Origin of the sequence: Bacillus sp. EKM202B (genome assembly GCF_011066025.1) — a bacterium.
GTDB classification, from domain to species: Bacteria; Bacillota; Bacilli; order Bacillales; family Bacillaceae_G; genus Bacillus_A; species Bacillus_A toyonensis.
Genome location: NZ_JAAMNK010000151.1, coordinates 1 through 211 on the forward strand (window position 1 = coordinate 1; position 211 = coordinate 211).

Sequence of the window (211 nt, forward strand, 5' to 3'; positions counted from 1 at the left end):
TGTGTTGATGCATACTTCTCATTCCAAGTAGATACTAAATCATCTACTGCTCCAGACACATTACCATATGTCGGATTTTGGACAGATATCGTATTTTCTTTTCTCATTCCAGGTAAGTCTATACTAATATTTATAGGTTTTCTCTTAGCCACTAATAAACTAGGTTGATTATCGGCAAAAGCTTTATTTGCAAGTTGTACTGCTCCTGGAT

1 protein-coding gene is annotated in these 211 nt (G+C 35.1%); it reads right to left on the bottom strand.

What is annotated here, in order from left to right; translation table 11 throughout:
- The coding region (locus G9F74_RS29820) for a thiol-activated cytolysin family protein (RefSeq protein WP_185157067.1) at positions 1–211 on the bottom strand (211 nt) is incomplete at both ends.